Source organism: Pseudomonas sp. CAU 1711 (assembly GCF_039888625.1).
Classification (GTDB): domain Bacteria; phylum Pseudomonadota; class Gammaproteobacteria; order Pseudomonadales; family Pseudomonadaceae; genus Aquipseudomonas.
This window is the reverse complement of the sequence record NZ_JBDQQT010000002.1, coordinates 232,271-257,137: the sequence shown is the minus strand read 5'-3', so window position 1 is coordinate 257,137 and position 24,867 is coordinate 232,271. Positions and strand designations below refer to the sequence as shown.

General features: G+C 67.4%; 27 protein-coding genes. 11 read left to right on the top strand and 16 right to left on the bottom strand.

Going from position 1 to position 24,867, the window contains the following annotated elements; genetic code table 11:
• Positions 1-11: 11 nt before the first annotated feature.
• A complete protein-coding gene (recX, locus tag AAFN46_RS03280; protein ID WP_347807264.1) occupies positions 12-467 on the top strand; it encodes a recombination regulator RecX in 456 nt (151 codons plus the stop codon).
• A gap of 64 nt (positions 468-531) precedes the next feature.
• Here the strand turns inward: recX and AAFN46_RS03275 are convergent, their stop codons facing one another.
• Positions 532-1,611, bottom strand: coding sequence for an LOG family protein (locus AAFN46_RS03275; RefSeq protein WP_347807263.1), 1,080 nt, complete (start codon positions 1,609-1,611; stop codon positions 532-534).
• Between the two features lie 246 nt (positions 1,612-1,857).
• Here AAFN46_RS03275 and AAFN46_RS03270 point away from each other — a divergent pair, with 246 nt between their 5' ends.
• The gene (locus AAFN46_RS03270; RefSeq protein ID WP_347807262.1) at positions 1,858-2,052 is read left to right on the top strand and encodes a hypothetical protein; all 195 of its coding nucleotides are present in this window, start codon (positions 1,858-1,860) and stop codon (positions 2,050-2,052) included.
• A gap of 5 nt (positions 2,053-2,057) precedes the next feature.
• Here AAFN46_RS03270 and AAFN46_RS03265 read toward each other — a convergent pair whose 3' ends face one another.
• The gene (locus AAFN46_RS03265; RefSeq protein ID WP_347807261.1) at positions 2,058-2,459 is read right to left on the bottom strand and encodes a PA3611 family quorum-sensing-regulated virulence factor; all 402 of its coding nucleotides are present in this window, start codon (positions 2,457-2,459) and stop codon (positions 2,058-2,060) included.
• Positions 2,460-2,584: 125 nt separating this feature from the next.
• Between AAFN46_RS03265 and AAFN46_RS03260 the strand changes: the two genes are divergently transcribed.
• Positions 2,585-3,307 (top strand): tRNA-uridine aminocarboxypropyltransferase, encoded by a 723-nt coding sequence (locus tag AAFN46_RS03260; RefSeq protein WP_347807260.1) that lies wholly within the window; start codon positions 2,585-2,587, stop codon positions 3,305-3,307.
• Position 3,308: 1 nt separating this feature from the next.
• Here AAFN46_RS03260 and AAFN46_RS03255 read toward each other — a convergent pair whose 3' ends face one another.
• Positions 3,309-4,190: a DMT family transporter gene (locus tag AAFN46_RS03255; protein WP_347807259.1), complete on the bottom strand. Its 882-nt coding sequence runs from the start codon at positions 4,188-4,190 to the stop codon at positions 3,309-3,311.
• A 127-nt stretch (positions 4,191-4,317) separates the two neighbouring features.
• Between AAFN46_RS03255 and erdR the strand changes: the two genes are divergently transcribed.
• Entirely contained in the window at positions 4,318-4,968 is a 651-nt protein-coding gene (gene erdR / locus AAFN46_RS03250; protein ID WP_347807258.1) for a response regulator transcription factor ErdR, read from the top strand.
• A gap of 69 nt (positions 4,969-5,037) precedes the next feature.
• Positions 5,038-5,400, top strand: coding sequence for a diacylglycerol kinase (locus AAFN46_RS03245; RefSeq protein ID WP_347807257.1), 363 nt, complete (start codon positions 5,038-5,040; stop codon positions 5,398-5,400).
• A gap of 77 nt (positions 5,401-5,477) precedes the next feature.
• Here the strand turns inward: AAFN46_RS03245 and AAFN46_RS03240 are convergent, their stop codons facing one another.
• The 7 genes from AAFN46_RS03240 to AAFN46_RS03210 form a co-directional block, all read right to left on the bottom strand.
• Complete coding sequence (locus AAFN46_RS03240; protein ID WP_347807352.1) at positions 5,478-6,809, bottom strand: DUF58 domain-containing protein; 1,332 nt, start codon at positions 6,807-6,809, stop codon at positions 5,478-5,480.
• Positions 6,809-7,846 (bottom strand): MoxR family ATPase, encoded by a 1,038-nt coding sequence (locus AAFN46_RS03235; RefSeq protein ID WP_347807256.1) that lies wholly within the window; start codon positions 7,844-7,846, stop codon positions 6,809-6,811. The genes AAFN46_RS03240 and AAFN46_RS03235 overlap by 1 nt, the downstream gene beginning before the upstream one ends.
• The gene (locus AAFN46_RS03230; RefSeq protein ID WP_347807255.1) at positions 7,843-9,081 is read right to left on the bottom strand and encodes a DUF4350 domain-containing protein; all 1,239 of its coding nucleotides are present in this window, start codon (positions 9,079-9,081) and stop codon (positions 7,843-7,845) included. The genes AAFN46_RS03235 and AAFN46_RS03230 overlap by 4 nt, the downstream gene beginning before the upstream one ends.
• Entirely contained in the window at positions 9,078-10,658 is a 1,581-nt protein-coding gene (locus tag AAFN46_RS03225) for a DUF4129 domain-containing protein (protein ID WP_347807254.1), read from the bottom strand. Before AAFN46_RS03225 ends, AAFN46_RS03230 begins: the two co-directional genes overlap by 4 nt.
• Positions 10,645-11,625, bottom strand: coding sequence for a stage II sporulation protein M (locus AAFN46_RS03220; protein ID WP_347807253.1), 981 nt, complete (start codon positions 11,623-11,625; stop codon positions 10,645-10,647). The genes AAFN46_RS03225 and AAFN46_RS03220 overlap by 14 nt, the downstream gene beginning before the upstream one ends.
• Positions 11,622-12,329: an RDD family protein gene (locus tag AAFN46_RS03215; RefSeq protein WP_347807252.1), complete on the bottom strand. Its 708-nt coding sequence runs from the start codon at positions 12,327-12,329 to the stop codon at positions 11,622-11,624. Before AAFN46_RS03215 ends, AAFN46_RS03220 begins: the two co-directional genes overlap by 4 nt.
• An 87-nt stretch (positions 12,330-12,416) precedes the next feature.
• A complete protein-coding gene (locus tag AAFN46_RS03210; protein ID WP_347807251.1) occupies positions 12,417-13,223 on the bottom strand; it encodes a hypothetical protein in 807 nt (268 codons plus the stop codon).
• 141 nt (positions 13,224-13,364) lie between these two features.
• Between AAFN46_RS03210 and sbcB the strand changes: the two genes are divergently transcribed.
• On the top strand, positions 13,365-14,798 hold the full coding sequence (gene sbcB, locus AAFN46_RS03205; RefSeq protein WP_347807250.1) for an exodeoxyribonuclease I: 1,434 nt from the start codon (positions 13,365-13,367) through the stop codon (positions 14,796-14,798).
• 55 nt (positions 14,799-14,853) lie between these two features.
• Here the strand turns inward: sbcB and mvaT are convergent, their stop codons facing one another.
• Positions 14,854-15,231: a histone-like nucleoid-structuring protein MvaT gene (gene mvaT / locus AAFN46_RS03200; protein ID WP_347807249.1), complete on the bottom strand. Its 378-nt coding sequence runs from the start codon at positions 15,229-15,231 to the stop codon at positions 14,854-14,856.
• Between the two features lie 303 nt (positions 15,232-15,534).
• Between mvaT and purU the strand changes: the two genes are divergently transcribed.
• The 3 genes from purU to AAFN46_RS03185 are packed head-to-tail and all read left to right on the top strand — an operon-like array spanning position 15,535 to position 17,003.
• Positions 15,535-16,386: a formyltetrahydrofolate deformylase gene (gene purU, locus AAFN46_RS03195; RefSeq protein ID WP_347807248.1), complete on the top strand. Its 852-nt coding sequence runs from the start codon at positions 15,535-15,537 to the stop codon at positions 16,384-16,386.
• A gap of 25 nt (positions 16,387-16,411) precedes the next feature.
• Complete coding sequence (locus AAFN46_RS03190; RefSeq protein WP_347807247.1) at positions 16,412-16,837, top strand: CBS domain-containing protein; 426 nt, start codon at positions 16,412-16,414, stop codon at positions 16,835-16,837.
• Positions 16,830-17,003: a hypothetical protein gene (locus AAFN46_RS03185; protein WP_347807246.1), complete on the top strand. Its 174-nt coding sequence runs from the start codon at positions 16,830-16,832 to the stop codon at positions 17,001-17,003. The genes AAFN46_RS03190 and AAFN46_RS03185 overlap by 8 nt, the downstream gene beginning before the upstream one ends.
• Before the next feature lie 35 nt (positions 17,004-17,038).
• Here AAFN46_RS03185 and AAFN46_RS03180 read toward each other — a convergent pair whose 3' ends face one another.
• A complete protein-coding gene (locus AAFN46_RS03180; RefSeq protein WP_347807245.1) occupies positions 17,039-18,916 on the bottom strand; it encodes a methyl-accepting chemotaxis protein in 1,878 nt (625 codons plus the stop codon).
• Between the two features lie 124 nt (positions 18,917-19,040).
• Here AAFN46_RS03180 and AAFN46_RS03175 point away from each other — a divergent pair, with 124 nt between their 5' ends.
• Complete coding sequence (locus tag AAFN46_RS03175) at positions 19,041-20,525, top strand: helicase HerA-like domain-containing protein (RefSeq protein WP_347807244.1); 1,485 nt, start codon at positions 19,041-19,043, stop codon at positions 20,523-20,525.
• 10 nt (positions 20,526-20,535) lie between these two features.
• Here the strand turns inward: AAFN46_RS03175 and AAFN46_RS03170 are convergent, their stop codons facing one another.
• The gene (locus AAFN46_RS03170; RefSeq protein ID WP_347807243.1) at positions 20,536-20,730 is read right to left on the bottom strand and encodes a hypothetical protein; all 195 of its coding nucleotides are present in this window, start codon (positions 20,728-20,730) and stop codon (positions 20,536-20,538) included.
• A 200-nt stretch (positions 20,731-20,930) separates the two neighbouring features.
• Between AAFN46_RS03170 and AAFN46_RS03165 the strand changes: the two genes are divergently transcribed.
• On the top strand, positions 20,931-21,095 hold the full coding sequence (locus AAFN46_RS03165; RefSeq protein WP_347807242.1) for a rubredoxin: 165 nt from the start codon (positions 20,931-20,933) through the stop codon (positions 21,093-21,095).
• Positions 21,096-21,102: 7 nt separating this feature from the next.
• On the opposite strand, the gene cysN is transcribed toward AAFN46_RS03165, so the two are convergent.
• The 3 genes from cysN to AAFN46_RS03150 all read right to left on the bottom strand — a co-directional run bounded on the left by cysN (position 21,103) and on the right by AAFN46_RS03150 (position 24,865).
• Positions 21,103-23,004, bottom strand: coding sequence for a sulfate adenylyltransferase subunit CysN (gene cysN / locus AAFN46_RS03160; protein ID WP_347807241.1), 1,902 nt, complete (start codon positions 23,002-23,004; stop codon positions 21,103-21,105).
• Complete coding sequence (gene cysD / locus AAFN46_RS03155) at positions 23,004-23,903, bottom strand: sulfate adenylyltransferase subunit CysD (protein ID WP_347807240.1); 900 nt, start codon at positions 23,901-23,903, stop codon at positions 23,004-23,006. Before cysD ends, cysN begins: the two co-directional genes overlap by 1 nt.
• Before the next feature lie 116 nt (positions 23,904-24,019).
• On the bottom strand, positions 24,020-24,865 hold the full coding sequence (locus AAFN46_RS03150) for a PHB depolymerase family esterase (protein ID WP_347807239.1): 846 nt from the start codon (positions 24,863-24,865) through the stop codon (positions 24,020-24,022).
• Positions 24,866-24,867 lie beyond the last annotated feature (2 nt).

Below are 24,867 nucleotides of genomic sequence, written 5' to 3'. Positions count from 1 at the left end.
TGAGGCCCGCCATGAGCGCCCCCCTGGATACCCCGGCGGCAGTGCGGCGAGCCGCCATGGACCTGCTGGCGCAACGCGAGCATGGGCGGGTGGAGCTGACCCGCAAGCTGCGCCGCCGAGGCGCCGCCGAGGCGTTGATCGACGGCGCCCTCGACCGCCTGGCGGAGGAGGGGCTGCTGTCGGAGGCGCGTTACCTGGAGAGTTTCGTCGCCAGCCGGGCGCGGGCCGGCCACGGCCCGCTGCGGATTCGCGAGGAACTGGCCCAGCGTGGTTTGCCCAGAGCCGACATCGAGCGAGCGCTGGACGAGGCCGAGATAGACTGGGGCGAACAGCTGCGCGAGCTGTGGCAACGCAAGTTCGGTCAGCTGCCGGCGGACATGAAGGAGCGGGCCAAACAGGCTCGTTTTCTCGCCTACCGCGGCTTCGCCCAGGAGCAGATCGGCCGCCTTCTGCGTGGCCCCGACTGAATTCCCCTTAGAGCCCGAAGCCTCCCCTCTTCGGGCTCCGTTTTTTCGGCCTCGCCCGGCGTGCTCAGGCGTTCTGCTGCCAGTTCTGCGGCAGGTTGATGAAGTCCACCAGCTCGCGCAGGCGCCCGTGATCGCGGGCGTTGAAGCGAAAGGCCAGGCGGGTCATTTCGCACAGCTCAGGCTCGTCCGTTTCGATCTCGCAAAAGGGTTGCTGCTGAAAGCCGCCGCCAAGGCAGAGGTCGGCGAACTCCCGGTCCAGGGTGGCCATGGCCGGGACGTTCAACGGGTGATTCAGGCGGATCACGAAGTTGTCCTTGAGCCAGCGCGAGGAGTGGTAGTTGCGGTAGAAGCGGGCGATCTCCTGGCCGGCCTCCTCGGCGCTGTGCGCCAGGCGCACCAGCTGCAGGTCGCTGGGCAGTATGTAGTGGCGCGCTTCCAGTTGCTGGCGCAGGAATGCCTGGAAGTGCTCCCAGTAGCTGCTGCCCGGCTCGTCCAGCAGGACTATGGGCACCAGCGGGCTCTTGCCTGTCTGTACCAGGGTCATCACTTCCAGCGCCTCGTCCAGGGTGCCGAAACCACCGGGGCAGAGCACCAGGGCATCGGCCTCCTTGACGAAGAACAGCTTGCGCAGGAAGAAGAAGTGGAACGACAGCAAATGCGAGCTGCCGCCCACCACCTCGTTGGCGCCTTGTTCGAAGGGCAGGGTGATGTTGAAGCCCAGGCTGTTCTCCAGGCCGGCGCCTTCGTGGGCGGCGGCCATGATGCCGCCGCCGGCGCCGGTGATCACCATCATGTCGAGCTGGGCCAGGGTCTGGCCGAGTTCGCGGGCCAGGCCATAGGTGGGGTGGTCGGTCGGAGTGCGCGCCGAGCCAAACACCGTGACCTTGCGCCGACGCTTGAACTGTTCGAGGGTGCTGAAGGCCAGCTCCATCTCGCGCAGGGTCTGCAGCATGATCTTGGCGTCCCAGCGGTTGCGGTCGGCCTGGGCCATGCGGATCACCGTGGTGAGCATCTCCTTGTACAGCGGCAGGTTGGGGCTGGCAGGGGGTACGACCAGGGCGGTGAGTTGCTCGACCTGGGTATTGAGGTCGACGCTGCTGGTCTGGAAGTGACGGGACAGATAGGCGTCCGTTTCATAGGGCATGGAGCTTCTCCTTCTACTGCGGGGTGGGTCCGGTCATGGGCGCATCCTGCGATGCCAGACCCTGCTTGAGAGTATGGCTCGTACCCCGACGCTTTGACGGAGCGGGTGCGAGGCTTGGTCGCTTTGACTCGCCACCTGGCCATTCGTCCGCCGCGCCGCGCCGTTTCCGGCGTTCTGCTTGAATTGCAGAAGGCGCATGGCGCCGCTCATGGACTGCGGGGCGAGACGGGAAAGGGAGGGGCAGGTATGCCCAAGTTGACGCTGGAGCTGGATCTGGAGCTGTATCGCTTGCTGGTAAAGGCCGCGCGTAGCAATGGCCTGAGCCTGGAGGATGAATGCCGCCGGCGCCTCGAGGGTGGGGTGCGGCGCTCGCGCTACATGGAGGCCTTGCTGGCGGAGCTGCGCGCGGAAGAAGCGCAGCGCCGTGTCGGTGATGGCTGAGGCGCCTACTGCAATCCGCAATCGGCCTTGGCGAAGGCCAGGCTGGCCACGGGGCGATTGCCCGGGTACTCGCTGAACTCGTAGCGCAACCTGGCGCCAAGCGCCAGCAGACGGCGATAGCCGTGGTTGGCGCAGACGCTGGCGGCCAGTTGTTGGCGCATGCTGTCCGGATGGGCGCGCATCTGTTCGGCATGGGCGGCGCGCACACTGAGGTGGTTGATCAACTCGTCGCCCTCGGCGGTATAACCCTGATCGAGAATGTCCGCATTGATCGCCCGTGGCGTGCCTACGCTGCTGTCGCGGGCCACCTGTTGCAGCAGCGTGGGCAGCGCAGGTTCGTTCGGCGAGGCGGCCTGGGCCACGGGCAGGAACAGGGCGAGGACGAGCAGGGGGCTGAGGCGCGGCATGGTGGTCTCCTGGTGCAGGGGGCAGGCTGCGGCCCGAGGGCGCTGGTCGGGTTCGCCGGCCGCCATCTTACCGCGCCGCGGCGCTGCGGGTAGACTGCGCCGCTTTACTTCGGAGCCAGTCCGTCATGAGTCATGCCGTCGCCCGCCTGCGTGCCGAGCGCCTGGCGCGCAGCCGCAAACCCTTCGTCGCCCGCGGCTCGCGCGGCGAGCGTTGCCCCGGCTGCCGGGTGCTGCCCGGCTACTGCTTCTGCGCCCTGATGCCCAAGGTCGAGGCGCGTTCGGCGGTGTGCCTGCTGATGTACGACGTGGAGGCGCTCAAGCCGAGCAATACGGGTTGGCTGATCGCCGACCTGGTGGCCGACACCCACGCCTTCGGCTGGCAGCGCACCGAGGTCGACCCGGCCCTGCTGGCCCTGCTGGATGACCCGCAGTACGCCCCCTGCGTGGTGTTCCCCGGCGAGTATGCGGCGCCCGAACGGCTGGTCGAGGAGCCGCCGGCGCTCCAGTCAGGCAAGCGCCCGCTGTTCATCCTGCTCGATGCCACCTGGACCGAGGCGCGCAAGATGTTCCGCAAGAGCCCCTATCTGGATCGCTTTCCGGTGCTCGGCCTGAAGCCGGAGCAGCTGTCGCGCTACCGCCTGCGCCGCTCCAAGCACGACGCGCACCTGTGCACCGCGGAGGTCGCCGCGCTGTGCCTGGAGTTGGCCGGCGATACGCATGCCGCGGGGGCGCTGGACGCCTGGCTGGACCTGTTCGGCGAGCGCTACCTGAGCGCCAAGCACCGCCGCCCGCTGGACGTCGGCAGCCCGGCGCAGCAGGCGCTCAGGCCGTTCCTCGCGGGCGCGTGAGTCAGGCCTTGCGCGGCCACAGCTGCGCCAGCAGCATGCCGGCAAACATCAGCGCGCAGCCGAAATAGCCCTTCAGCGCCAGGGCCTCGCCCAGCATCAGGGCGCCGGCGATGGCGGCGAACACCGCCTCCAGCGACAGGATGATGGCCGCGTGCGAGGCGATGGCGTGCTTCTGCGCCACCACCTGCAGGGTGAAGCCCACCGCCACGCCGAGCAGGCCGCCGTAGAGGATGGCCGGGCCGGCGGCGAGGATGGCGTCCAGCCGGATTTCCTCGAAGATCAGCGCCAACAGCAGGCTCAGCACGGCGCAGGTGACGAACTGCAGCAGAGCCAAGCGCAGCGGGTCGTGGCGGCTGGCGAAGAAGCTCACCAGCAGCACGTGCACGCCCCAGACGCAGGCGCCGGCTAGTTGCAGCCAGTCGCCGGGCGCCACCTGAAAGCCCTCGCCGACGCTGAGCAGGAACATGCCGACCACGGCCAGCATGGCGCCCAGCCAGGTGCCCAGGCCGGTGCGCTGGCCGATCAGCAGCCCCAGCAGGGGGACTACTATGACGTAGAGGCCGGTGATGAAGCCTGAGTTGGTCACGCTGGTGAACAGCAGGCCGACCTGTTGCAGGTTGATCCCCAGCGACAGCGCCAGGCCCATGGTCAGACCGCCGAGCAGCAGGCCGCGGCTGATCGGGGCGGGCCTGTGCTCGCCGGCGCGCTTGCCGAGCCAGAGCACCAGCGGCAACAGGGCCAGGCTGGCCAGGGCGAAGCGCAGGCCGGTGTAGAGGAAGGGGCCGACGGCGTCCATGCCCAGGCGCTGGGCGACGAAGGCCGAACCCCAGATCATCGCGGTCAGGAGCATCAGCAGGTCGGCGCGCAGGGCTTGGCTTCGCATGGTCGGTCTCGGCGTGGAAAAGCTGGCGACTTTGCCGCAAAGCGTCGAACTTGACCACCCCGTCACGGCTGGGCATGCTGAGCGCCGCCTTTTCAGCCCGCCCGACAACAACAACAGGGGAAGCGCCATGGCTGCATACGACATCCTTATCGCCGACGATCACCCCCTGTTTCGCAGCGCCCTGCAACAGGCGCTGACCCTGGGCCTGGGACCGGACGTGCGTCTGGTCGAGGCGGCCAGCATCGCCGAGCTGGAGGCGCGCCTGGGCGAGAAGAACGACTGGGACCTGGTCCTGCTCGACCTCAACATGCCCGGCGCCTATGGCTTCTCCGGCCTGGTGCTGCTGCGCGGGCAGTACCCGCAGATTCCGGTGGTGATGATCTCGGCGCAGGAAGAGGCGGCCGTGGTGGCGCGTGCGCGGGAGTTCGGCGCCAGCGGTTTCATTCCCAAATCGAGCCCGCTGGAGACCCTCCAGCAGGCCGTGCGCCAGGTGCTCGACGGTGACGCCTGGTGGCCGCCGCAGGTCGGCGCCACGGCCAGCGTGTCGGCCGAGGCCAGGGCCGCCAGCGCCGGTCTGGCCAGTCTCACGCCGCAGCAGTTCCGCGTGCTGACCATGGTCTGCGAGGGGCTGTTGAACAAGCAGATCGCCTTCGAGCTGAGCGTCTCCGAGGCCACCATCAAGGCCCATGTCACCGCCATCTTCCGCAAGCTCGGCGTGCGTACCCGCACCCAGGCGGCGCTGCTGCTGCAGCAGCTGGAGTCGATTCCCGGGCAGTGAGTTTTCACGCCATTTTGACCATGCCCCGGCTAGCCTGCGGGCATCTTTCCCACAGGATCTGAATCTTTCATGTCGCCTTTCAAGGGCCAGACCGGCCTGAAACGTATCCTCAATGCCGCCGGATATTCCTTCGACGGCCTGCGCGCCGCCTTCATGGGCGAAGCCGCCTTCCGCCAGCTGGTGCTGCTCAACGCGGTCCTGCTGCCGCTGGCCTTCTGGTTCGACGTGACCCCGGTGGAGCGCGCGCTGATGGTGGCGGTGAGCCTGTTGTCGCTGATAGTCGAGCTGCTCAACTCGGCGGTGGAGGCGGCCATCGACCGCATTTCCCTGGAGCGCCACCCGCTGTCGAAGAACGCCAAGGACATGGGCAGCGCCGCCCAGCTCACTTCCCTGACGCTGATCGCGCTGGTGTGGGGCATCATTCTTCTTTAGCCGCAAGCCGCAAGCCGCAAGCCGCAAGCCGCAAGCCGGGGCAGAGGCCGCTTGAAGCTTGCGGCTTGCCGCTGCTTCTAGAGCACGCCCGCCTTCTTCCAGGCCAGGTAGCGGCTGACCAGTTCGGGGCCCAGCTCCCGCGGGCGGCTGTCCAGCACCGGCACGCCGTTGGCCAGCAGGCGCTCGTGCAGTTCGGCGCGGGCGTTCAGGTAGTCGACCGTGCCGCAGTAGGCCAGGGCCTGCTCGTAGTCCTGCACCTGGGTATGGCGCAGGCGGTCCAGCACCTCCTCGCGCAGGCTGGCGATCAGTACCCGGTGCTGACGGCTCAGGCGCTTGACCGCGCCGAGCAGCTCCTCGTCGTCCTCGTCGCGCAGGTTGGTCACCAGCACCACCAGGGCGCGGCGGCGCTGGCGGGCGAGCAGGGCATTGATTGCCGCCGCGTAGTCGGCCGGGCGGCGGGTGCTGCTCAAGGCATACACGGCGTTGAGCAGGGTGCCGATATGGGCCTGGCCCTTGGCCGGCGCCACATACTGGTCCTGGTCGCCGGCAAAGGTCGCCAGGCCCACCGCGTCGCCCTGGCGCAGGGCCACGTAGCCCAGTAGCAGGCAGGCGTTGAGGGCATGGTCGAAATGCGCCAGTTCGTCGTCCTGACTGCGCATGCGCCGGCCGCAGTCGATCAGGAAGACGATCTGCTGGTCGCGCTCGTCCTGGTATTCGCGGGCGATGGGCGTGCGCTTGCGCGCGGTGGCCTTCCAGTCGATCTGGCGCAGGGTGTCGCCGTCGCGGAACTCGCGCAGCTGGTGGAACTCCAGGCCTAGGCCGCGGCGCTGGCGCTGGCGCACGCCGAGTTGGCTGAGCCAGTCGTCCACCGCCATCAGCTGGGCGCCGTAGAGGCGGGCGAAGTCCGGGTAGACGCGGGTCTCGCCGGCCTCCTCGATGAAGCGGCGGCCGCGCCACAGACGCAGCGGGCTGGGCAGCAGCAGCTCGCAGCGCGGGATATGGAAGTGGCCGCGCTTGAGCGGGCGTACCCGATAGCCGCAGTCGGTCAGCTCGCCCGGGCGCAGTTCCGCCTGCTGCGGCAGGAACTCGAAGTCCATGTGCGCGGGCAGGTGATCGAACAGCTGCACGCGCAGCGGCTGGCGGAAGTCGTGGTGCAGGGTCAGGCGCACCTCGCTCCAGCGCCCCAGCGGCAGGTTGCCGGGCAGCTGGCGAGTCAGGCGGGGCGTGGGCAGGCGGCCCAGCCACAGGGCGTCGAGGATTGCGAGCAGGGCCAGCGCCAGCAGCAGGCCCCACCACAGCGGCGCGAGGGTCTGCGGCAGGCGCACGCCGAGCAGCGGCAGGCTGCCCAGCGCGATGGCCAGGACCAGCAGGCCGCCGAGCAGGCCCAGGAGCAGGCGCGACGGAGTTATCACAGGCGCGGCGCCGGAACCTGGTCGAGCAGCTGTTGCAGCACCTGGTCCACCGACAGTCCCTCGATGTCCAGTTCGGGAGCCAGGCGCACGCGGTGGCGCAGCACGGCCAGGGCGCAGCCCTTGATATCGTCCGGCACCACGAAGTCGCCGCCGCGCAGCAGGGCGCGGGCGCGGGCGCCGCGCACCAGGGCGATCGAGGCGCGCGGTCCGGCGCCCATGGCCAGGCCCGGCCAGCTGCGGGTGGCGCGCACCAGGCGCACGGCGTAGTCGAGCACCTGGTCGTCGACGGCCAGGTCGCTGGCGATCTTCTGCAGGGCCAGCACGTCCTTGGCCTGCAGCAGGGTGCGCAGCGGCGCCACTTCGAGCATGTCGGCCCTGGGTGAGCGGGTCACCTGGCGCACCAGGGTCAGCTCCTCGTCGGCCTGCGGATAGTCCATGCGCAACTTGAGCATGAAGCGGTCGAGCTCGGCCTCGGGCAGCGGGTAGGTGCCCTCCTGCTCGATGGGGTTCTGCGTGGCCAGCACCAGGAACGGCTGCGGCACGGCCAGGGCGCGGCCCTCGAGGGTGACCTGGCGCTCCTGCATCACTTCCAGCAGGGCGGCCTGGGTCTTGGCCGGGGCGCGGTTGATCTCGTCGGCCAGCAGCAGATGGGTGAACACCGGGCCCTTGCGCAGCTTGAACTGCTCGGACTGCAGGTCGTAGACGGCGTGGCCGGTGACGTCGCTGGGCATCAGGTCCGGGGTGAACTGGATGCGCGCGAACTCGCCGCCGAAGCACTTGGCCAGGGCGCGCACCAGCAGGGTCTTGCCCAGGCCGGGCACGCCCTCGACCAGCACGTGGCCGCCGGCGATCAGGGCGGTGAGCAGATCGTCTATCACCTGCTGCTGGCCGACCACGGCCTTCTGCAGCTCCAGGCGCAGGGCCTGCAGCATCTGGCTGGCGCGCTGGCGCTGCTGAACGGCAGGGTTCACCGCGGCCGCGGCCACAGGTGCCTCGGGGCTGGTGCTGGGTTGCTGCGGGATCTGTTCGCTCATAGGGAGTTCCTGAGATTTTGCAGGTTGGCGACCTGACGGGTGAAGTCGGCGGCGGAGAGGCGCTGGGCCGGTGGCGGGCGCATGGCCGCGCCTATGGCTGCGCTGGGCAGGCGGGTGAGGCGGCCGAGCACCTGCCACTGCTCGGCCACCGCCAGGCGCTCGAAGCCGGGGTGGCGATGGCGGGCGCGGCGCAGGATATCGCGCTGCAGGTTGTTCAGCAGGTGGCGCTGGCCGGCGCGGCGCAGCAGGAAGTCGGCGCCGGCGCGCAGGTGCTCCTCGAGTTGGCGTCGGGCAGGCGTCGCCTGCTCCTGCAGCGGGCCATGGCGCAGGCCGACGTGCCAGAGCAGCAGGACGATCAGCAGGGCCAGCGCGCCGAGGGCGGCGGGGTAGTGTTCGAGCAGCTGGCGCAGCAGGTCGTCGCGCTCGGCGTTGTGGATCAGGGTGACCGCGCTGTCCTGGGTCAGGTACCAGAGCAGCCAGGCGTTGTCGTGTTCCGCGATGCTGTCGTTGCGCCATAGCCAGGCGTCGGTGAGCACAGTGACCAGGCCCTGGCCGTGCTCCAGCTGCAGCATGTGGGTGGCATCGCCGCTGTTGGCCCAGGCATAGGCGCGGTTCTGGCTGTCCAGCAGGTGGTAGGAGGTGTCGAAGTCGACGTAGGCGGGGGCCTCCTCGTTCTCCAGGTAGATCTTGGTCAGCTCCGGATAGCGGTCCTCTTGCTCGTCCTCCGTGGCGGACTCAGCCTGCTGTTCGGCTTCGGCTTCGGCTTCGGCTTCGGCTTCGGCTTCGGCTTCGGCTTCGGCTTCCTCGTCGTCGAGCGCGTAGGTCTCGAACTGCTGGATGCCCAGCTCGTCCAGCAGCAGGTCGCCGCTGCGCCCTTCCTCTTCGTCCCAGATCTCCTCGGCGACGAACAGCAGATGGCCGCCCTTGGCCGTCCACTCCAGTACCTGGCGCGCCTGGCGCGGGGTCATGTTGTGGCGCGGCGCCAGCAGCAGCAGGGTCTGTCCACTGGACGGCAGGTCCTTGAGGGTGTCCAGGCCATCGGCGCGTTTGACCGCGAGCTTCTGCCCGCGCAGGAACAGCTCCGCGGCCAGGTAGTCGTTGGCCCGCGCCTCGGGAGAGGGGCCGTGCTTGATGGTCTGCTCGTAGGGCTGCAGGCGTTGCAGGGCCTGCAGGCCGAGCCATAGCAGGAGGGCGAGAAACAGGCCGCCGAGGGCGAGCTTCAGCGGCCGGTTCATGCTTGCGCCCCCTGCTGGAATAGGCGCCGCCAGGCTTCGCAGAGGCCGTGTTTGAGCGTTTCCGGCGGCAGGCGATGGCCGTAGGCGAGGTTTTGCCAGTGACGGGTCAGGGCCTGGCTGAAGCGCTCGAGCTCCTGCTGCTGCAGCCCCGCGACCAGGCGCAGTACTTCGCCCTCGGTGTGCGAGCCCTTGAGCGGCAGGCGGAAGTCGTGCAGCAGGCGGCTGAGCAGGGCGCGGTAGAGCAGGCCCAGGGCCTCGCGCGGGTGTTCGGCCCAGAGCCGTTCGGCCGCGCCGGCGACGTCGTCGGGCAGGCTCTCCGGAGCGACTTCGAGGCCGAACAGCTGGGTCGGCATCTCCCGCGTCTTGAGCTGCGGCAGGCCCAGACGGCCGACGAAGGTGCCCAGCCACTCGCGATAACGCCACAGCAGCAGGGCGATCAGCAGGGCCAGGGCGGCCCACAGCAGCGCCTCGAATACCAGCGCCACCATATCCAGCTTGCCCCAGTACTCGCCCAGCTTGAATAGTTTCTCCAGCAGTTCGGCGAAGTCTTCGATCTCCTCCTCGCTCGGCTCCTCCGGCTTCTTCTCCTCGCCGAAGCGCCATTTGGTGATGGTCTCGCGGTTCTCGAAGGGCGGCGCGTCGAGCAGCTTGGCGATCGCCTGCCGGGCCTCCTGGCTGCTCAGCGGCTGATTGAGCAGGCGCGCGCTCTCCGGCCCCATGGGATCGTCGAAAGGCAGCGGGCAGGCGGCGCCGGATGGCTCTGCCAGCGCGTCCTGGACCGGCATCAGCGCCAGCAGGCCAAAGGCCAGGAGCAGGGCATAGGCGCTGCCGGTCAGGCGCTGGCGCAGGCGGCGGAAGGTCAGCTCGACGTCCCAGGCTTCCAGGTCGGTGCGTCGATTGAGGTAGAGGGTGAAGCCGCAGGCCACGTAGATCGGTTCCCAGAACACCAGCACCAGGGCATAGAGGGCGTTGGACAGGTGCTCCAGCCACAGCCACTCGCCAGCGCCTTCGATCAAGCGTTGCCAATCCCAGTCGAGCTCCACCTGCTGCGGTACCAGCAGCCAGAGCAGGGTGGCCAGGCCGGCCCACAGGAGCATCTCCAGGTGCAGGCCGAGGATGGTCAGCCAGGCGGCGCTGCCGGCGTGGCGCTGGCCGAGCACCACCAGGCGCTTGCCGCGCGCCTCGCCGCCCAGGCCTTCGAGCTGCAGCACCGGCAGGTCGAAGCTGCGAGTCGGGCTCAGGCGGCGCCAGGTCAAGCTGGCGATAAGCTGTGGTCGGAGCAGGCGCGGCAGGGCGGCGAGCGCTTCCCTGAGCGTCGGCGTGGCGCCGAACAGGGCGCGCGAGAGGATGTGCAGCGGCAGGCGCTCCCACAGCGGCTTGAGCCACCAGAACAGCAGCACGGCGATGCCCGGGTACTGCCAGAGCAGGGCCGAGAGCAGGGCGAACAGCGGCAGGGTGACCAGCGCCCAGCTGGCCATCAGCAGGCCCAGGTGGCGGCGGGCGAGGAGCACGCCGAGGTCGATGGCCTCCCAGGCGGTGCGCGGGCGGATGGCCACGCTGGCGTCAGTCAGGCGCATGGCGGTCGCGTCCGGCGAACAGGAAATAGGCCAGCACCAGCAGCCACAGGCCGGCGCCGACTCCGTACTTGAGGTGCGCGCTGGCGAAGGTCATGGACGACCAGTAGGCCTCGATGAAGGCGGCGATCAGCAGGAACAGTATGACCCCCGCGACCAGCTGGATCGCCTGGGCGGCGGCCTGGCGCAGGGCCTCGCCGCGGCTCAGGCGGCCGGGGGCGAGCAGGGCCCAGCCGAGCTTGAGCCCGGCGGCGCCGGCGAAGGCGATGGCGGTGAGTTCGAAGGCGCCGTGGCCGATGACGAAGGACCAGAAGGTCTCGCTGTAGCCGATGCGCGTCAGGTGGCCGGCGACCGCGCCGATCACCAGGCCGTTGTAGAACAGGAAGAACAGGCTGCCGAGGCCCAGCAGCAGGCCGCTGGCGAAGGTCTGAAAGGCGATGCCGATGTTGTTCATGATGTAGAAGCCGAACATCATCCAGTCGTCGCCGGAGTCGCGCTCGGCGAAGCGGCCGATGCGCCGGGCGTCCGGATCGTACATCGACTCCATCTGCCGTACCTGCTCGGTGGGCATCAGACTGTAGATCATCTCCGGAAACAGCCAGGTGAGCAGGCCCATGCCGATCAGGCTGCCGAAGAAAAGTAGGCTGGCAACCAGCACGGCGCGCCATTCGCGGCGCACCAGGCGGGGGAAGCCGGCGATGACGAAGCGGATGATCTGCGCGCCCAGATGGCTGCGATGACGATAGAACTGCTGGTGGCCGCGCATGGCCAGGCGTTGCAGCTGGTCGATCAGGTGGCTGCTGTAGCCGCGCTCCTCGGCCAGGGCCAGGTGCTGGCACAGGCGGCGATAGTCGGCGGCGAAGCGCTCGCAGTCCTGCTGCTCGGCCTTGCCTTGCTCCAGGGCCTGCAGGCGCTTGTCGAGACTCAGCCAGTCGGCGTTGTGGCGCTGCTCGAACAGGTGCTGCTTCATGCCGACCCCAGCAGGCCGCGGGCGATGCCGTGCAGGCGTGCCTCGGCCTGTTCCGGCAGGCTCTGCAGCGGCTCGGCGAGGATGCCCGCCAGCTCGGTGCGGCGCGCGCCGGACAGGCTGGCGCCGCGCTCGGCAAAGTCGAGGATGGCGCGCTGCTCGGCGAGGCTGAGCGGGAAGGGCGCGCGTTCGGCCTCCGCTTCGGGGGGCTGCGGGCGCTTGAGCTCCTCGTCGCGGTAGACCACCAGGGTACCGGCGGCCAGGTCGCCGAGGCGCTTGAAGCGCGAATGGCTGAGGCAGCTGAGCGCGCCGATGCAGTAGGCGAACGGCAGCATGTCCACGGTGCGCAGCAGGTTGCGGGTCAGCGAGGCGGCCCAGCCCACCGGCGTGCCGTCGTCATGCACCACGCGCAGGCCCATCGCCTTCTTGCCCGGTGTGCGGCCCTGGTAGAGCACCTCGAACAGCACCGGGTACCACCAGTTGACCAGGAAGTAGAGCAGGGTGCCCAGGCCCGCGCCGAACTGGCCGAGTATTCCGAGCAGGATGAAGGCCGCCAGCAGGATGGCGCCGCGGATCAGCAGGTCGAGGCCGAAGGCCAGGGCGCGCGGCAGCAGGCCGGCGGGACGCAGGATCAGGTCGATGCCTTCCGGCGTTTCCACCAGCAGGCGGGTATCGAGGGCAATGGAGCTCGGTTGGGCGGAGGGCATCGGTCTACTGCGTGGAAAAGCCAGATGCTAGCCAGCAAAGGGCCGGTAGGCAATCGGGCCGCCTGTGGCGGCCCGGAACTACGACGCTCAGTTGGCCGGCGGCGGCAGTACGCCGAAGATGCGGTTGTACAGAACGCCGATCATCACGATGAACATCGGCAGGGTCCAGATCAGGCCGATGCCCAGCGGCAGCATGCTGATCCAGACGACGATGTTCATCGCCACGAACAGGAAGAAGACTTTGAACCAGTGCTGATTGATTGCCTTGCAGGACACCATCATGGCCTGCCAGGGCGACAGCTTGCGCTCGACCACCAGCGGAATGGTCAGCATCAGGGCGATCGACAGATAGATGCCAGGCAGCACGAACAGCACGAAGCCGATGGCGGTGACTATGGTCATCAGAATGCCGGCGCCCAGCAGCGGCAGGGTGCGGTTGAAGTGGCTGAAGATCTCCGCGAAGCGCAGCGGTTGGCCGGCGGCCTGGCGGATGCCGATCATGTTGAAGCCGGCGATGAAGGGGTAGGTGAGGGCCAGGGTGACCAGCGAGGTGAACAGGACGAGCAGGATAAGACCGAAGGCGCCGGCCATGATGGCGCCTTCGCCGCCGGCCAGGGAGGCCAGGCCGAAGGCGCCGAGCCCCAGTATCAGGCTGATCAGGTAGAGCGCGATCTGGGCGCCGATCATGACACCGAAATAGGCGAAGAATCCGCCCCAGATCAGGCCTTTGGTACCCTTGGTCTTGCGCCAGGCTTCGCCGAGCAGGTCGAAGATGGCGAAGTTGTAACCGCGGTTGAGGGCTTCGGCCAGGCTCAGGGCCTGGCCGGGGGCGGCCTTGTCCAGCAGCTCGCTGGAGGGCACGGAATAGGGGTTCTGCAGCGAAACTTCATGCATGGCGACAGTCCTTGGTCGTTGGTGTTATTTCCGCAGAGCATGCTAGCGAGTAAGGCCAGTTGCCAGCAAGCGGGGTCGCCGCGCTGCGTGAGCGAGATCATGCTTTGCTAGACTGCCGCTCCGATTCCCTGGGGAGCACCCATGAGCGCCAGCATCTTCTGGTACGACTACGAGACCACCGGCATCAACCCGCGCAGTGACCGGCCCCTACAGGTGGCCGGCATCCGTACCGACGAGCAGCTCAACGAGATCGAGGCACCGGTAAACCTCTATTGCCGCCCGTCCGACGACATACTGCCGCACCCGGCGGCCTGCCGGATCACCGGCATTCACCCGCAGGTGGTGACGGAGCAGGGCCTGGGCGAGGCCGAGTTCATGGCCCGGGTGCATGCCGAGCTGGCCCGGCCGGGTACCTGCGGCGCCGGCTACAACAGCCTGCGCTTCGACGACGAGGTGACGCGCTACGGTCTCTATCGCAACTTCTATGACCCCTATGCCCGCGAGTGGCAGGGCGGCAACAGCCGCTGGGACCTGATCGACCTGCTGCGCGCGGCCTATGCCTTGCGCCCGGACGGCATCGAGTGGCCGTTGGACGAGGAGGGGCGGGTTTCGCTCAGGCTGGAGCGCCTGACCCTGGCCAACGGCATCGAGCATGGCCAGGCCCACGATGCGCTGTCCGACGTGCGCGCCACCATCGCCCTGGCGCGCCTGGTGCGCGAACGGCAGCCGCGGCTGTACGACTTCCTCTACCAGGGCCGTGGCAAGGCCAGGGTGGCGCAGCAGATTCAGTTGCTGCAGCCGCTGCTGCATGTCTCGGGGCGCTTCTCCGCCGCGCGCCATTACCTGGCGGTGGCGCTGCCGCTGGCCTGGCATCCGAGCAATCGCAACGCACTGATTGTCTGCGACCTGCAGGCCGACCCGCGGCCACTGCTGGAACTGGATGGCGAGACCCTGCGCGGGCGCCTGTATACCAGGCGCGACGAACTGGGCGAGGGTGAATTGCCGGTGCCGCTCAAGCTGGTGCACATCAACCGCTGTCCGGTGCTGGCGCCGCTCAAGGCATTGCGCGAGGAGGACCGGCAGCGTCTGCAGCTGGATATGGGCGAGTGCGAGCGACGGGCCGGCCTGCTGTGCGACAGCCTGCCTCAGTGGCAGAGCAAGCTTGCCGAGGTGTTCGCGGGCGAGGAGTTCGCCCCGTTGAGCGATCCGGAACAGCAACTCTATAGCGGCTTTCTCGGCGAGCGCGACCGCCGCCTGTGCGAGCGGGTGCGCCAGTCCTCGCCCGAGCAACTGGCACGCGATACCTGGGCTTTCGCCGACGAACGCCTGCCGGAGTTACTGTTTCGTTATCGTGCGCGTAACTTTCCGGAAACCCTGTCGAAATTGGAAGTGCAGCGCTGGCATGAGTTCTGCCGACAGCGCCTGCGCCGCCAGGACATGGGGGCGCCCAATACCCTGGACAGTTTCGAGGTGGCCATGGAGGAGCAGTGGGCATTGGCCGATACGCAGCAACGACAAGTGCTGCAGGCCTGGCGGGAGTATGCGCTGAATCTGCGCGAGCGCTATGCGGAGTAACTGGCGCAAATAAAGATGCCGGCGAGTGCCGGCATCTTCGGGTCTTGCCTGGAAGTTAGCCCAGCAGGGTGGCCCAGCTTTCCACGGTGGCGGCGCCCCACTTGGCTTTCCACTCTTTCAGGGTCTTGTGGTTGCCGCCTTTGGTTTCGATCACTTCGCCAGTGTTCGGGTTCTTGTACTGCTTGACCTTGCGCGCGCGCTTGCCGCTGGCCGGCTTGGCTGCGCGGGCGGCCTTGCCGGCCTTGGAGCCTTCCGGATCGAGCAGGGCAACGATGTCGCGCAGGGACTTCTGATATTCACCCATCAGGGTGCGCAGCTTGCCTTCGAATTCCAGTTCTTTTTTCAGTTTGTCGTCCTGCGAGAGGTTCTTCAGGCGCTCTTGCAGTTCTTTGATGGCTTCTTCGGTGGCGCGATATTCGTTGATCAGGGACATGCTGTTCTACCTTGTAGGACCAGTTGCAGTTATGAAGTGAGTGAATAATAGGCAGAACATCTGAGCAAGTAAATAACGCGGAAAAGTTTTGCAGAAGATAAATGCGGCGGATGTCGAGGCATACGCCCAACTTGCCTGCTGTGTGGCGGAGTTGTTCATGGGGCTGGCCCTTGGCAACTTAAAGACAGTGCCTTGCAACTTGCTCTGCGCAAGTTGTGGCACAGGGGCGCGGCTGCGGCATTACTGAAGTTTTTCCCCGCCCTGGCTAGAATGGCCCCCCGCGAAGTTTCTGGAGTTTCCCCGATGCGCACTTTCCGCCTGGTGATCGCCTGCCCGGACCGCGTTGGCATTGTCGCCAAGGTCAGCAGCTTCCTGGCTACCTACAATGGTTGGATCACCGAGGCCAGCCACCATTCCGACGAGCAGAGCGGCTGGTTCTTCATGCGCCATGAGATTCGTGCCGATTCGCTGCCGTTCGAACTGGAAGGTTTTCGTCAGGCCTTCGCCCCCATCGCGCGCGAGTTCTCCATGGACTGGCGCATCACCGACTCGGCGCAGCGCAAGCGCGTGGTGCTGATGGCCAGCCGCGAATCGCACTGCCTGGCCGACCTGCTGCACCGCTGGCACAGCGACGAGCTGGACTGCGAGATCCCCTGCGTGATCTCCAACCACGACGACCTGCGCAGCATGGTCGAGTGGCACGACATTCCCTTCCACCATGTGCCGGTCGACCCGCAGGACAAGAGCCAGGCCTTCGCCGAGGTGGCACGGCTGGTCGGTGAATACCGGGCCGACGCGGTGGTACTGGCGCGTTACATGCAGATTCTGCCGCCGCAGCTGTGCCAGGAGTACGCCGGGCGGGTGATCAACATCCACCACAGCTTCCTGCCTTCCTTCGTCGGCGCCAAGCCCTATCACCAGGCCTCGCTGCGCGGGGTCAAGCTGATCGGCGCGACCTGCCACTACGTCACCGAGGAGCTGGACGCCGGCCCGATCATCGAGCAGGACGTGGTGCGCGTGAGCCACCGCGACAGCGTCGAGGACATGGTGCGCCTGGGCAAGGACGTCGAGAAGATGGCGCTCGCCCGCGGCCTGCGCTATCACTTGGAAGACCGCGTACTGGTTCACGACAACAAGACGGTGGTGTTCGACTGACCGTCGCGCGCGGTAGGAGGACGACATGCTCAGATCGATCAAGGTGCGCGACTACATGACCACGCACCTGGTGACTTTCAAGGCCGATACCGATCTCTACCGGGCCATCGGCCTGCTGCTCGAACACCGCCTCTCCGCGGCGCCGGTGGTCGACGACCAGGGGCGGCTGATCGGCCTGCTGGCCGAGGCCGACTGCCTGCGTGGCATCCTTTCCGGGGCCTACTTCGAGCAGACCGGAGGGCTGGTCGGCTCGTGCATGAATGCCCAGGTGGAGACGGTGTCGCCCGATACCAGCGTGATCGAGGTGGCCGAGCGTTTCCTGCGTGGCGGCCACCGCCATCTGCCGGTGGTGGAGGAGGGGCGCCTGCTCGGGGAGATCAGCAGTCACGATGTGCTGCTGGCGGTGAAGGAGTTCGCCCAGCACGAGCCGGGGCATGCGGCCAATGGCTGACGACGAAGCACCGCCCGCGCCCGGCACTGCTCAGCCGCCGGCCACCCTCGGCGAGGGCTGTGTGCGGCGCTACGATCCCGCCGCGCTGAGCGAGAACGACGGCACCGAGTTTCCCGGTGCCGCCGAACTCTGGGAGCGGTTGCGGCCTACGCCGCCGGAGGCGTAACGAACGAGGGCGCCACTTGGCGCCCTCGTGCGGGTTCAGATGCGGAAGCTGTCGACCAGCTGCTTGAGGCGCGCGGCCTGCTGCTCCAGATCGCCACAGGCGCGCAGCGTCGCCTGCAGGTTCTCCACACCTTCCTGGTTGAGGGTGTTGATCTCGGTGATGTCCATGTTCAGCGAGTCGACCACGGCGGTCTGCTCCTCGGTGGCGGTGGCCACCGACTGGTTCATGCCGTCGATCTCGCCGATGCGCTGGGTCACGCTGCCCAGGCGCTCGCCGGCCTGGTTGGCGATCTCCACGCTCTGCTCGCTGTAGCGCTGGCTCTCGGTCATGGTGCTGACCGACTCGCGGGCGCCGACCTGCAGCTCCTCGATCATCTTCTGGATTTCCTGGGCCGACTCCTGGGTGCGGTGCGCCAGGTTGCGCACCTCGTCGGCCACCACGGCGAAGCCGCGCCCGGCCTCGCCGGCACGCGCCGCCTCGATGGCGGCGTTGAGCGCCAGCAGGTTGGTCTGCTCGGAGATGCTCTTGATCACCTCGAGGATCTGGCCGATGTTCACCGTCTTGCTGTTGAGCGTCTCGATGTTGCGGCAGGAGGCGCTGATCTTCTCCGACAGCTCGTTCATCGCGGCGATGGTCTTCTGCAGCACCTGACCGCCGTCCTCTGCCAGGCGCCGGGCATCGGAGGCCTGGTGCGAGGCGTCGGCGGCGTTGCGCGCGATCTCTTGGGCGGCGGCGCCCAGCTCGTTGATCGCCGCGGCCACGCTGTTGGTGCGGCTGGCCTGCTCGTCGGAGTTGGTCATCGAGGAGTTGGAGGCGCTGACCACCAGTTTGGCCACCTCGTTGAGTTGCTGGGTGGCCGAGGACACCTCGCGGATGGAGCCGTGGATACGCTCGACGAACTGGTTGAAGGACATGGCCATTTCGCCGAACTCGTCGCGGCTCTGCACGTCCAGGCGCTTGGTCAGGTCGCCCTCGCCCTGGGCGATGTCGCGCATCGCCTTGCCCATCACCAGCAGCGGCTGCATCAGCACGCGGATCAGCATGCCGAGCAGGAAGATGATGATGACCACGGCGATGATGGTTGCGACCATGGCCGAAGCGCGGAACTCGGTGAGGGTGGCGTAGGCCTTGTCCTTGTCGATGGACAGGCCGACGTACCAGTTAACCGAGGGCAGGCCCTTGACCTGGGTGAAGGTGAGAATGCGCTCGACGCCATCCAGTTCGGCCTCGGACATGCCGCTGGTGATCTGCGGAGTGTCCTCCGGATAGACCTCCCGCAAGGTCTTCATCACCAGGTCCTTGTCCGGATGAACCAGAATTTTGCCATCCGCGCTGACCAGGAAGGCATAGCCGATGCCGTCGAAGTCCAGCGAGTTGATGATCTGCACCAGGGTGTCCAGGCTCAGATCGCCGCCGACCACGCCGGCACTGCCGGCCGGCGTGGCGATGGTGATGATCAGCTTGCCGGTGGCGGCATCCACATAGGGCTCGGTGAGAGTCGAGCCGCCGGCGGCCATGGCGTCCTTGTACCAGGGGCGGCTGCGCGGGTCGTAGTCCGCCGGCATCTCCTCGTCGGGGCGCATGGTGAAGCTACCGTCGGCCGAGCCCAGGTAGGTGAAGGCGAAGGTGGAGGTCAGGACGCGGCGCTCCAGGGTCTTCGCCAGGGAATCGGGCGTGGTCTCGCTATCGACCGACTGGGCCACACCCTCGACCAGCAATATGCGTCCGGACAGCCAGTTCTGGATATTGCTGGCGGTGACCTGGCCGAGGCTCTCCAGTTCGTGCTCCAGATCTGAGCGAATGGCGTCGCGCTGCAGGTAGTCGTTGTACAGGGTGAACAGGGAGAAGGCCGCGATCACCACCAAGGAGGCGGCGGCAAGGATCTTGTGGCTGAACTTCAGATTGTGAGGCATCTTCGCTTGCTTCCGTTAATGTCTGGCAGCAGTCTTGTTCGAGCGGGCTTGTGGCCCGCATTCTTGGGTGACAACAGCTATAACGACCTGATTGCAGTAAAGCTTTAGCCTGGGGGATGGCAAGATGCCGCACACCAATAGTCTCGTACTTGGCGCCGACCCCCAGGGGCAGCCGGTCACCCAGTCCCTGCGTCTGGCCAACAGGCACGGCCTGGTGGCCGGGGCTACCGGCACCGGCAAGACGGTGACTCTGCAGCGCCTGGCCGAGGCGTTCAGCGATGCCGGCGTGGCGGTGTTCGCCGCCGATATCAAGGGCGACCTCTGCGGCCTGGGCGCCGCCGGCAATCCGCAGGGCAAGGTGGCCGAGCGCATCGCCTCCATGCCCTGGCTGAACCATGCGCCCGGGGCCTATCCGCTGACCCTGTGGGACGTGGCCGGCCAGAGCGGTCACCCGCTGCGCACCACCCTGAGCGAGATGGGCCCGTTGCTGCTGGGCAACCTGCTGGAGCTGACCGACAGTCAGCAGGCGGCGCTCTACGCGGCCTTCCAGGTGGCCGACCGCGAGGGTCTGCTGCTGCTCGACCTGAAAGACCTCAAGGCCCTGCTCAATCATCTCGGGGAGCATCCCGAGCTGCTCGGCGAGGACCGCGCGCTGTTCGCCGGGGCCTCGGCCCAGGCCCTGTTGCGGCGCCTGGCGACCCTGGAGCAGCAGGGCGCCGAGGCGCTGTTCGGCGAGCCGGCGCTGCAGCTGGAAGACATACTCCAACCGGATCGCGACGGCCGCGGGCGCATCCATCTGCTCGATGCCAGTCGTCTGGTGCATGAGGCGCCCAAGGTCTACGCGACCTTCCTGCTGTGGCTGCTGGCCGAGCTGTTCGAGCAACTGCCCGAGCGCGGCGATGCCGACAAGCCGGTGCTGGCGTTGTTCTTCGACGAGGCGCACCTGCTCTTCGCCGACACGCCCAGGGCGCTGCAGGAGCGCCTGCAGCAGGTGGTACGGCTGATCCGCTCCAAGGGCGTCGGCGTCTACTTCGTTACCCAGTCGCCCGGCGACCTGCCGGACGAGGTGCTGGCCCAGCTCGGTCTGCGCATCCAGCACGGCCTGCGCGCCTTCACCACCAGGGAGCAGAAGGCACTGCGCGCGGTGGCCGACGGCTTCCGCCCGAATCCGGCGTTCGACAGCCTGAGCGTGCTCACCGAGCTGGGCATAGGCGAGGCGCTGGTCGCCACCCTGGAGGACAAGGGCACGCCGGCCATGGTGCAGCGGGTGGCCATCGCCCCGCCGCAGTCGCGCATCGGCCCGCTGAGCGAGGCCGAGCGCGCGGCGCTGCTGCGTGGCTCGCCACAGGCCGGGCACTATGACAGGCCGGTGGATCGCGAGTCGGCCTACGAGCTGCTGACGGCGCGCGCGGCTCAGGCGCCCGCCGAGACGGCTCCGGCCGGCCAGGGGAAGGCTTCCGCGGGGTTGGGCGAGATGGCCGGCGAACTGCTCGGCAGCCTGGCCAGCCAGGTGATGAAGACGGCCGTGCGTCAGGCCGCCAACCAGATCGGTCGGCAGCTGGTGCGTGGGTTGCTGGGTTCGCTGTTGGGCGGCGGCAAGCGGCGCTGAGCCCAGAGGCTCACTCTGCCTCGCGGTCCTGCTCGATCTTCTGCAGTTCCTGCTGGAACGCCTGATCCAGCAGGCTGGGACGCTTGCGCCAGGGCTTGCGCTCGGGGTCCGGTTGCGCGGCGTAGGTGATCACTTCGCCGCCATAAACTTCCTTGTAACGTTGCGCCTGGCGCTCCAGTTCGGCGCGCAGTTCGTCTTTCGTCACATATTCACCAGATGGGTGGGAGGCCGCCTGGGGCGGTCTTGACTGCCTGATTTTCCAGGCTATGCCCGTTCAATTATAGCGACTGGTTATTTCATTACCACTGCGGCCCCGCTCCGGGCGGGTTCGGCCGTCTCGCTGGGGTGGATGCTGCGCTTGCCCGACGGACTTTCTATGCTGAGTGACGGGGGCGGGAGCGCGCTATGAAGAAATGGCAATGCGTCATCTGTGGTTTCGTCTACGACGAGGCCCTGGGCTGGCCGGACGAGGGCATCGCGCCGGGCACCCGCTGGGAGGACATCCCGGCGGACTGGTTGTGCCCGGATTGTGGTGCCGCCAAGAGCGATTTCGAGATGATCGAGCTGTGAGGCCGCCTCAGCCGATCAACCCCAGCTCGCGCAGCTGGCTGACTATCAGGTCGGCGGCCTCCTCGGCGCTGTGCTTGAGTGTCTCGATGCGGATTTCCGGCTGCTCCGGCGCCTCGTAGGGCGAGTCGATGCCGGTGAAGTTCTTCAGTTCGCCACGTCTGGCCTTCTTGTACAGGCCCTTGGGGTCGCGCTTCTCCACTTCCGCCAGTGGCGTGTCGACGAACACCTCGATGAACTCGCCCTCGGCCACCAGGTCGCGGGCCAGTTGGCGTTCCGAGCGAAACGGCGAGATGAACGCGGTGACCACCATCAGGCCGGCATCCACCATCAGCCTGGCCACCTCGCCGATGCGACGGATATTCTCCACCCGGTCGGCGGCGGTGAACCCCAGGTCCTTGTTCAGACCATGACGCACGTTGTCGCCATCCAGCAGGTAGGTGTGCACGCCCATGGCATGCAGGCGCCGTTCCAGCAGGTTGGCGATGGTCGACTTGCCGGCGCCGGACAGACCGGTCAGCCAGATCACGCAGGGCTTGTGGCCGTTCAGGCGGGTGCGCGCCGCCTTGTCGACTTCCAGCGCCTGCCAGTGGATGTTCTGCGAGCGGCGCAGGGCGAAGTGCAGCATGCCGGCGCCGACCGTCTGGTGGGTGAAGCGGTCGATGACGATGAAGCTGCCCATGTCGCGGTTGTCCGCATAGGGGTCGAAAGGGGTGGCACGGTCCAGGCTCAGGGTGCAGACGCCGATCTCGTTCAGCCCCAGGGTCTTGGCTGGCAGCTGGTCCAGGCTGTTGACGTCGATCTGGTACTTGGGCTGGCCGAGGGCGCCGCCGACGCTGCTGGCGCTCAGTTTGATCAGGTAGGGCCGCCCCGGCAGCATGGCCTCTTCGCTCATCCACACCAGGGTGGCCTCGAACTGGTCGGCCACTGCCGGAGGTGCGTCGGCCGCGGCGATCACGTCGCCGCGGCTGATATCGATCTCGTCGCTCAGGGTCAGGGTCACCGACTGCCCGGTGACCGCCTGCGGCAGATCGCCGTTCAGGGTGACGATGCGTTCCACCCGGCTGGTCTTACCCGAGGGCAGCACGCGGATGGCGTCACCCGGACGCACGCTGCCACCGAGAATGCGCCCGGAGAAGCCGCGGAAGTCCAAGTTGGGCCGGTTCACCCACTGCACCGGCATGCGCAGCGGCGCATCCTCGCGGGCCTGCTCCAGCTCCACCGTCTCGAGGAACTGCATCAGGCTGGGCCCCCGGTACCAGGGCGTGTTCCGGCTCGCCTCGGTGATGTTGTCGCCGCGCAGGGCCGACAGCGGAATGCTCTGGATCTGCTCGATGCCCAGCTTGGCAGCGAAGCCCCGGTACTCGGCGTCGATGCGCTCGAAGGCGTCCTGCGAGTAACCGGCCATGTCCATCTTGTTGATCGCCAGCACCACCCGGCGGATGCCGATCAGCGATACCAGATAGCTGTGCCGGCGGGTCTGGGTCAGCACGCCCCTGCGCGCGTCGACCAGGATTACCGCGACGTCGGCGGTGGAGGCGCCGGTGATCATGTTGCGCGTGTACTGCTCGTGCCCCGGGGTGTCGGCGACGATGAACTTGCGCTTCTCGGTGGCGAAGAAGCGGTAGGCCACGTCGATGGTGATGCCCTGTTCGCGCTCGGCGGACAGACCGTCGACCAGCAGGGCGAAGTCCAGCTCGCCGCCCTGGGTGCCGTGCTTCTTCGAGTCCGTCTCGAGGGCACTGAGCTGGTCTTCCAGCAGGGCCTTGGCTTCATAGAGCAGGCGGCCGATCAGGGTGCTCTTGCCGTCGTCGACGCTGCCGCAGGTGATGAAGCGCAGCAGGGTCTTGTGCTGGTGTGCCTTGAGGTACTGCTCGATGTCCTCTTCGATGAGCTGGGTATGCGCATTCATCAGAAGTAGCCCTCGACTTTTTTCTTCTCCATGGAGCCGCTGCTGTCATGGTCGATGACCCGACCCTGGCGCTCGCTGGTGGTGGCCAGGAGCATCTCGCGGATGATCGCCGGCAGGCTGTCGGCCTCGGACTCCACCGCGCCGGTCAGCGGGTAGCAGCCCAGGGTGCGGAAGCGTACGCTTTTCAGCTCCGGCTGCTCGCCGTCGCGCAGCGGCATGCGTTCGTCGTCGACCATGATCAGCACGCCGTCGCGCTCCACCACCGGGCGCTTCTCGGCGAAGTACAGCGGCACGATCGGGATGTTTTCCAGATAGATGTACTGCCAGATGTCCAGCTCGGTCCAGTTCGACAGGGGGAAGGCGCGAATGCTCTCGCCGCGATGCTTGTGTGCGTTGTACAGGCGCCACAGCTCCGGACGCTGGGCCTTGGGTTCCCAGCGGTGCTGGGCGCTGCGGAAGGAGAACACGCGCTCCTTGGCCCGCGACTTCTCCTCGTCGCGGCGGGCGCCGCCGAAGGCCAGGTCGAAGCCGTGCTCATTCAGTGCCTGTTTCAGGCCCTGGGTCTTCCATTGGTCGGTGTGCAGGGCCGAACCATGGGTGAAGGGGTTGATGCCGCGCTTCAGCGCCTCCGGATTGCGGTGCACCAGCAACTGCATGCCCGACTCATGCGCCATGCGTTCACGCATCTCGTACATCGCGCGGAATTTCCAGGTGGTATCCACATGCAGCAGCGGGAAGGGCGGGCGCGAGGGGAAGAAGGCCTTGCGCGCCAGGTGCAGCATCACCGCGCTGTCCTTGCCGATGGAGTAGAGCATCACCGGGTTTTCGGCCTCGGCAACCGCTTCGCGGAAAATGTCGATGCTTTCCGCTTCCAGGTGTTCTAGATGAGTCAGGGGCATCTCGGGTGCCTCACGGTCTGATACTGCATGGCCAAGGATGTGCAGACCTCGCCAGTGACGAGGCTGCGGTGGTGGCAGTACTGCGAGATGGGGGCCGGAGTCGCCGACGCTTCGGCTTAATTGCTCTTCTTGAACTGCTTGGCGAAATCCCATGCGGCCTGACTGGCCGAGAAGTTACCGCCGAACAGCTTGCGGTTGCGCCGGCTGTCGCCGCCTGGCCAGACGTGCTCGCCCCCGGGAATCAGGCGCAGTTGCAGCGGCGCCTTGCTCTGGCAGTTCCAGCTGGTCAACTCGGAGCCATCGGGCATCTCTCGCTCGCTGGTCCCCGCGCCGCAGCCATGGGCCTTGGCGAGCATCTGCATGGTCTCCGGCACCGAGCGGTGGGCTACGCCGGCGATGGCGTTCTCGCCCATGCCGCCGCGGTAGGGAACATTGCTGTCGGCGCTGCCGTGGATATGCAGCACGGGTATGTTCTTCGCTCCGGAGCAACCGTTCAGCGCCAGGGTGCCGGAGACCGGCACTATGGCGGCGATCTCACTGGGCAGCTCGCAGGCCAGGCGGTAAGCCATCATGGCGCCGTTGGAGATGCCGGTGGCGTAGACCCGGCTGCGGTCCAGGGCATGGCGTGTGGCGATGTCGGCGAGCATGGCGCTAATGAAGGCGACATCGTCGACCTTGCGCTGCACCGCCGGGCCACAGCAGTCGCCGGCGTTCCAGGTGCGGCGGTTCTTCATCAGTCGGCCGCCGGTACCGTTGGGATAGGCGACCATGAAGCCGTTGGCCGCGGCGATCCGGTTCATGCCGGTGGTGCGTTCGGTTTCGTCGGCATTGCCCAGGCCGCCGTGCATCACGATCATCAGCGGCATGGGCGCCGGGGTGGCGTTGCCGGGAACGAACAGCTTGTAGCTGCGCTCCTCGCCGCCGACCTCGAGCCGCTGCAGTTGGCCTTCGGCGTCGGCCATGG